At 68.0% G+C, this 6,873-nt stretch carries 5 protein-coding genes; 3 read left to right on the forward strand and 2 right to left on the reverse strand.

Translation table 11 applies throughout. The features are described from left to right. Positions 1-72: 72 nt before the first annotated feature. Positions 73-1,077 carry a TIGR00266 family protein gene (locus AB4Y84_RS09290; RefSeq protein WP_442244274.1) on the reverse strand — a complete coding sequence of 335 codons (1,005 nt, stop codon included), beginning with the start codon at positions 1,075-1,077 and terminating at the stop codon, positions 73-75. Between the two features lie 159 nt (positions 1,078-1,236). Here AB4Y84_RS09290 and AB4Y84_RS09295 point away from each other — a divergent pair, with 159 nt between their 5' ends. Further along, on the forward strand, positions 1,237-3,507 hold the full coding sequence (locus AB4Y84_RS09295) for a TonB-dependent receptor (protein WP_442250046.1): 2,271 nt from the start codon (positions 1,237-1,239) through the stop codon (positions 3,505-3,507). A 148-nt stretch (positions 3,508-3,655) separates the two neighbouring features. Here AB4Y84_RS09295 and AB4Y84_RS09300 read toward each other — a convergent pair whose 3' ends face one another. Further along, the gene (locus tag AB4Y84_RS09300; RefSeq protein WP_442244276.1) at positions 3,656-4,498 is read right to left on the reverse strand and encodes an acid phosphatase; all 843 of its coding nucleotides are present in this window, start codon (positions 4,496-4,498) and stop codon (positions 3,656-3,658) included. 233 nt (positions 4,499-4,731) lie between these two features. On the opposite strand from AB4Y84_RS09300, the gene AB4Y84_RS09305 reads away from it, so the two are divergent. After that, positions 4,732-5,610: a hypothetical protein gene (locus tag AB4Y84_RS09305; RefSeq protein WP_089241829.1), complete on the forward strand. Its 879-nt coding sequence runs from the start codon at positions 4,732-4,734 to the stop codon at positions 5,608-5,610. 11 nt (positions 5,611-5,621) lie between these two features. After that, on the forward strand, positions 5,622-6,821 hold the full coding sequence (locus tag AB4Y84_RS09310) for a DUF4785 domain-containing protein (RefSeq protein ID WP_442244277.1): 1,200 nt from the start codon (positions 5,622-5,624) through the stop codon (positions 6,819-6,821). The last annotated feature ends 52 nt before the right edge of the window (positions 6,822-6,873 follow it).

Consider the following 6,873-nt stretch of genomic DNA (forward strand, 5'->3'; position numbering starts at 1 on the left):
CCGCCGGGATGCGTGGAATGTCGGGTTGCCGGCCAGCGGCCGGCACTGCCCGCCGTCCAGCCTCCGGGGCACTCAGCCCAGCAGCGAACTCTCGCCGCGGCTCTTGCCGCCGCCCTGCGGCGCGGCCATCCACATGCGGCCGGCCAGGCGCGAGAACGGCAGCGACTGCAGCCAGACCTTGCCCGGCCCGGTCAGCGTGGCCAGGAACACGCCTTCGCCGCCGAACAGCACGCTTCGGATGCCTTTGACCCGGCGCACGTCCATGTCCACGGTCGGGTGGTAGGCGACGATGCAGCCGGTATCGACGTCCAGGCGTTCGCCGGCGGCCAGCTCACGCTCGACCACGCAGCCGCCGGCATGGATGAACACCCAGCCATCGCCTTCAAGCTTCTGCATGATGAAGCCCTCGCCGCCGAACAGGCCGGTCATGATCTTGCGCCGGAACTGCACGCCGATCTGCACGCCGCGCGCGCCCGCCAGGAAGCTGTCCTTCTGGCAGATCAGGCGCCCGCCGTGCTGGTCCAGCTTCATCGCCAGCACGGTGCCGGGATAGGGCGCGGCGAAAGCGACCTTGCCGCGGCCCTGGCCAGTCTGCGTGTAGACGGTGGCAAACAGGCTCTCACCGGTCAGCACGCGCTTGCCGGCCGCCATCACCTTGTCCATGAAACCGCCGCCCTGGCTACCGCGCGCGCCGCCGCCGAAGACGGTGTCCATCTGCACCGAGGCGTCCTTGAACATCAGCGCGCCGGCCTCAGCCACCGCACCTTCGCCGGGATCCAGCTCGATTTCCACGAACTGCATTTCATGGCCGACGATGCGGAAGTCGATGCGGTCGGCGTGGCCACCGGTTGACGCTGTCGCGACTGCAGGGGGGATTGCAGGCATCGGCGGCGGCGCCGCGGCGCCGGTGCCGGCCTGCTGCAAAGCGGCGATTTCGGACACCGGTGTCCACCCTGTCATGCCCTGGCACCAGGCCAGCGCGCGCGGATTGGCCTGGGCGAAGCGGCGCGCAGCCTCCTCGTCGAACGGACCGACACGGTCGGCCTGGCCGGGAGCATGGAAGTACCACTGGGTCATCGCAGCAGGTCCGTTGCGGGGAAAAACCCGGAGTCTAGCGGCAGCGTCCGGCGGCGCGCGAGGCGGCCATGAACGATCGGCATTTGCGAGGGAGGTGCTGTATTGCAACAATTATCTGGTAGCGCCGTTTTACCACCCCTCCAAACACAGCCTACCGCCATGTCTCCGACCCGTACTTCCCGTGGCCGCTCTCCGGTCGCGCGCCCGCTCGTTGTCGCTCTTTCCGCCCTGCTGCCGCTGGTAGCAGCCGCCCAGGAAACCCCCGCCGCCAAGGATCCGGTCGCCCYCGATGCGCTGCAGGTGACTGCACAGCGTCGTGTCGAGAACGCCAAGGACGTGCCGGTTGCGATCAGCGCGATCCAGGGCGAAAAGCTCGACGTGCTCGGTTCGGCGGGCGATGACATCCGCTTCCTCGCTGCGCGCGTGCCGAGCCTCAACATCGAGTCGTCCTACGGCCGTGCCTTCCCGCGCTTCTACATCCGCGGCCTGGGCAACACCGATTTCGACCTCAATGCATCGCAGCCGGTCTCGCTGGTGTACGACGATGTGGTGCAGGAAAGCCCGCTGCTGAAGGGCTTCCCGCTGTTCGACCTGGCCGGTGTGGAAGTGCTGCGTGGTCCGCAGGGCACCCTGTTCGGGCGCAACACCCCGGCCGGCGTGGTCAAGTTCGATTCGGCGCGGCCGTCGCAGGATGCCGATGGCTACGTGCGCGTGGGCTACGGCACCTACAACAGCTGGAACGTGCAGGGCGCCTACGGCGGCCCGCTGACCGACCGCTGGTCCGCGCGCGTGTCGGCCATCTACCAGCGTCGCGACGACTGGGTCGACAACACCCGTGCCGGTGCGCCCAACAGCGGCTTCGAAGGCTATGACGAAGCCGCCGGCCGCGTGCAGTTCCTGTACGAAGGCGATGATTTCGAAGCGTTGTTCAACCTGCACAAGCGCAAGCTCAACGGCACCGCCCGCCTGTTCCGCGCCAACATCATCGAGAAGGGCGGCAACGCGCTGGTCGAGAACTTCGACCGCGACAAGGTCGCCAACGACGGCGTCAATTTCTCCGACCTGGAAACCTGGGGCGGCAGCGCGCGCCTGCAGTGGAACCTCGGTTCGGTGACCCTGCATTCGATCACCGGCTACGAGACCGCCGAATCGCTCAACCGGGGCGACATCGACGGTGGCTATGGTGCGGCGTTCCTCGGCGCGGGCAACTCCGGCCCGGGCCTGATTCCGTTCTCGTCCGAGTCGGCCGACGGCCTGCCGCACCACCGCCAGTGGACCCAGGAATTCCGCGTGGAATCCAACGAATGGGGCCGCTTCGATTGGCAGGCCGGCGTCTTCTACTTCGATGAAGACGTCACCATCAACAACTTCAACTACGACTCGCTGACCCCGGGCAACCCGCAGACCGGCCACGTCGTGCAGCAGCAGCGCAACAAGGCATGGGCGGTGTTCGCTTCGGGCGACTTCGATGTCACCGACCGCTTCAAGCTGCGTGCCGGCGTGCGCTATACGCAGGACAAGAAGGACTTCAGTGCCAGCGTGCTGCAGGCCGTGCCGTTCGGCACCCCGGTCAGCGGTCCGTACCTGGCCAACACCGACGTCAACGACGTCAGCTGGGATGTCAGCGGCGTGTACAAGCTGACCGACAACGTCAATGCCTATGCACGCGTGGCCAAGGGCTTCCGCGCACCGTCGATCCAGGGTCGCCTGGCGTTCGCACCGGGCCTGTCGCAGGCCGATTCGGAGAAGGTGATTTCGTACGAAGCCGGCATCAAGGCCGACCTGTTCGAACGTCGTGCGCGCCTGGGCTTCAGCGTGTTCCGCTATGACGTGGACGGCCAGCAGCTGATTGCCGTCGGTGGCACCAACAACACCGCCACCCTGCTCAACGCCGACAAGACCATCGGCCAGGGCGTGGAGCTGGACCTGGAAGCCTACCTGGCCGACAACGTGCTGCTGACCTTCGGCAGCAGCTACAACGACACCGAGATCAAGGACAAGAACCTGGCGGTGGCGGTCTGTGGCGGCGGTTGCACCATCACCGACCCGACCACGGTCATCAATGGCGGCACCTATGCGCTGGTCAACGGCAATCCGCTGCCGCAGGCACCGAAGTGGATCCACAACGCGACCCTGCGCGTGGGCTTCCCGCTCAGCGATGGCAGCGAGCTGTATGCCTACACCGACTGGGCCTACCGCAGTGCGGTCAACTTCTTCATCTACGAGTCGCCGGAATTCCGCGGCCGCAGTTCGCTGGAAGGTGGCCTGCGCCTTGGTTACAACTGGGATTACGGCCAGTACGACGTAGCCGTGTTCGGCCGCAACCTGACCAACCAGACCCGCGTGGTCGGCGCGATCGACTTCAACAACCTGACCGGCTTCCTCAACGAGCCGCGGACCTGGGGCGTGGAGTTCACCGCGAAGTTCTGATGCGGTTGCAGCAGTGATGCAATGACGAAGGGCCGGCGTAATGCCGGCCCTTCTGTTTTTCGCGTCCGCCGGGCATGGCCCGGCGCTACCCATGCGTCGCGTCCGGTAGTGCCGGCCGCTGGCCGGCAACACGCGATCCGGCGCGCGCTTACAGCGCGCTCTGCGGGCGCACCTTCAGCACGGCGTTTTCGGTGGCGCAGTCGCGGCTGGAATGCAGGCCGGCCTTGCGCGCGGCAGCGATTTCCTTGCGTGCGGTCAGCAGATCCTTGTTGAACGCGGCGTTGTCATGCAGGCGGGCAACGGCGGTTGCGCCCATGAAGCGGCCTTCGAGGATGTCGCTCTGCCAGTGCACGTTGCACACCAGGCGGCTCTCGCCGTAGTTGCGGCCACGGGCCTGGATGGCATCGGCGCGGTCCGGTGCGATCTCCGACAGGATCAATGCCCATGCCCAGCCGATCGAGGTGTGGCCGGACGGGTAGGAGCCGTTGCTGCGCAGGCCCTCCTCATCCTTCGGCGAGCAGGTCGGCTCGCCGTTGACCATGAAAGGACGCGGGCGCTGGTACTTGTTCTTGGCGGCCTTGGTGGCAGCACTGGCGTCGATGCGGCTGCGCTCCAGCAGGCGGTACAGGGCCGGGGTCTTCACTGCATCGACGTCGATGTCGGCGGCGCAGGAAAAGTGGTTGGCGCCTTCCGGGAAGCCGAGTTCGGCATCGACACTTGCCTGGGCGAAGCGCGGGCTGCCGCGCAGCGCGCGTGCTTCACGGCTGACCTGCTCGTCCAGCGCAAAGGCCGCCGAGCCGGCGGCCGGTGGTGCCGGCACCAGATCGATGCTGGCCGGCACTGCGGTCTTGTCCAGGTAGCCCACGGCCTTGGTGGTGACGTTGGCTTCGACGGCGGTCGGTTTGCTGGCGGTGGTGGCGGCGCAGCCGGCCAGCGACAACGCGATGGCCAGGCCCAGCAGCGGCCGGGCAGGGGGGAGGATCGACGACATGGGCAGACTCGGGCAGGGAACTCGCCGGCCATGATCGCAGCCTCGATTGCCGGCCGCAGCGTCCATCGGTCATACGGCCAGACCCGGCATGGTCCCGCTGCACTGGATGAAAACGGTCATCAATTGTCGGCAATCTCCTGAATCCGGGCGCAGCGCACGGACTTTCACGCGCTGCCGCCACGAGCATCAGGTCACAGCCGGGCCGGGGGGATCCGCTGAAAGGGAGAGAAGCGATGCGCAGCACCGCAACAGGAAGTACCGTCCTGGCCCTGGTCCTGGGGCTGGCGACCGCCCCGGCGCAGGCCGCCGACGTCTACGGCGTGGCCTTCGTGCATGGCACCGGCGCGCAGACCAATGCCACGCAGGACTACTGGCAGCCGGCGATCATCGACACCGTCCGCCAGGGCCTGCCGAACAGCAGCAACTACGTGGTCATCAACTGCGACTTCACCCAGTACATGTGGAAGCCGGAAGCGGCCGGTTGCCTGGCCAACCAGCTCACCGGCTTCATCGACAGCCGTGGCATCACCCAGCTGGTGGTGATCACCCATTCCAACGGCGGCAACGTGATGCGCTGGATCCTGTCCAACCCCACCTACGACAGCCGCTACCCGAAGATCATCAACCGGGTGCGCAAGGTCACTGCGCTGGCGCCCTCCTCGGCAGGTACGCCGCTGGCCGACGCCGTGCTCAACGGCAATACCTTCGAAACCTCGCTGGGCTGGCTGCTGGGCTACAAGAGCGATGCCGTGCGCATGCAGCAGGTGGGACACATGGCCACCTACAACGCGCAGAACCTGTACGGCACCGCCGGCCGCCCGGCCCTGCCCAAGCCGTTCCGCGCAGTGGTCGGCAGCGATGTCGAGTCGGCGGTGTGGGACAGCAACAGCTACTGCGGTGGCTACGCCGCCAACGTCGGCCTGGAGTTCACCCAGAACTGGCTGTCGTCGTGCTCGGACGGTTTCCTTGAATGCAGCAGCCAGAAGGCGGCCGGCACCCTGTGGTTCACCGACAAGGCGCGCACCCAGGGCGCCGAGCCGCTCAGCCACAACCAGAGCCGCCGCGAGTGCTTCGGCCTCGGCAGCATCCTGCGCAACGACCTGACCCAGTGAGGGAGATGACCATGACGATCCATTCCACCTTGCTGGCTGCCGCCGTGCTGGCAGTCCTTTCCAGCGCATCGGCGCAGGCCGCGCAGCCGCTACGCGTCGCCGCTGGCGACCAGATTCCCGCCGGCCTGGTTGCCGCGCCGCTGCCGGCCGATGAAAGCGAGCACTCGCCGCTGGCCTTCGCCTGGGCGCTGGACCCGGCACAGCCACTGCAGGCTCCCGGTCCCCAGGCCGCCATCAGCCGCAGCTACTGGCAGCAGGTCGACGCTGCCGAACTGCAGCGCGGCCTGGAACTGCCCCTGAGCGCACCGGATGCGGTGATCCAGCTCAGCCCGGCGCCGGGCGCCCGCGCGCTGCCGGCAAGCTCGCTGCAGGTACGTGATCCGGCGGGGCGCAGCAGCGTCGCGCGCAGTGTCGACGCACGCCAGCTGCAGGATGCGGGCATGCCGGTCGGCGATGGCAGCAGCATGCTGCGCACCGGTACCACCAGCGTGGCCGGTGTTTACCGCCTGCAGAGTGCGCAGGCGCAGGGCCGCTATGTGGTGCAGGTGCTGGAGCCCAACAGCCCGCTGCGGATGGAAGTGCAGGCCAGCCAGGCGCAGGTGTTGGCTGGTGGCAACGTGCAGCTGCAGGCGCGTCTGCTGGAAGACGGGGCCAGCGCGGCGGCGTTGCGTGCACGGCGTGGCAGCCTCGGCGGCGAAGCGTTGCTGGTCGCACCCGATGGCCGCAGCTGGCCGCAGCGGTTGCTGCGCACCACCGATGGCAGCCTGCGTGCACAGGTAAGGATTCCGGCCGAGGCCAGCAACACGCAGGGCCTGTGGGAGCTGCAGGTGTTCGCCCAGGCCGACGGCGTGCTGCGCGATGGCAAGGTCGCCTTCGCGGTGGCCAGGCCGACTGCCCGCTTCGTCGGCCAGGCCATGCCCGATCCCTCCAGCCGCCAGGTCAGTCTGCCGTTGCAGGTGGCCGCCGCCGGCCGCTACGAGGCGCGTGGCACCCTGTATGCCACCGCAGCCAACGGCCAGTTGCAGCCGGTGGCGCAGGCGCATGCCGCAGCGTGGTTCGATGGCCCGGGCCGCGGCGCGCTGGTACTGCCCTTCGACCAGGCCGCGTTGCCTGCCGGCTTCGGTGCGCCCTATGAACTGCGCGACCTGCAGCTGCAGGACCAGAGCCGGATGGCACCGATCGAGTCGCGCGCGCTGGCGTTGCGGTTCTGAAGCAGGGCGTGGCGGGCCGGACGTCCGGCCCGCCACAGACGCGGTGTCACCC

The sequence above is a fragment of the Stenotrophomonas sp. 2YAF22 genome (genome assembly GCF_052114665.1).
GTDB lineage: Bacteria > Pseudomonadota > Gammaproteobacteria > Xanthomonadales > Xanthomonadaceae > Stenotrophomonas > Stenotrophomonas indicatrix.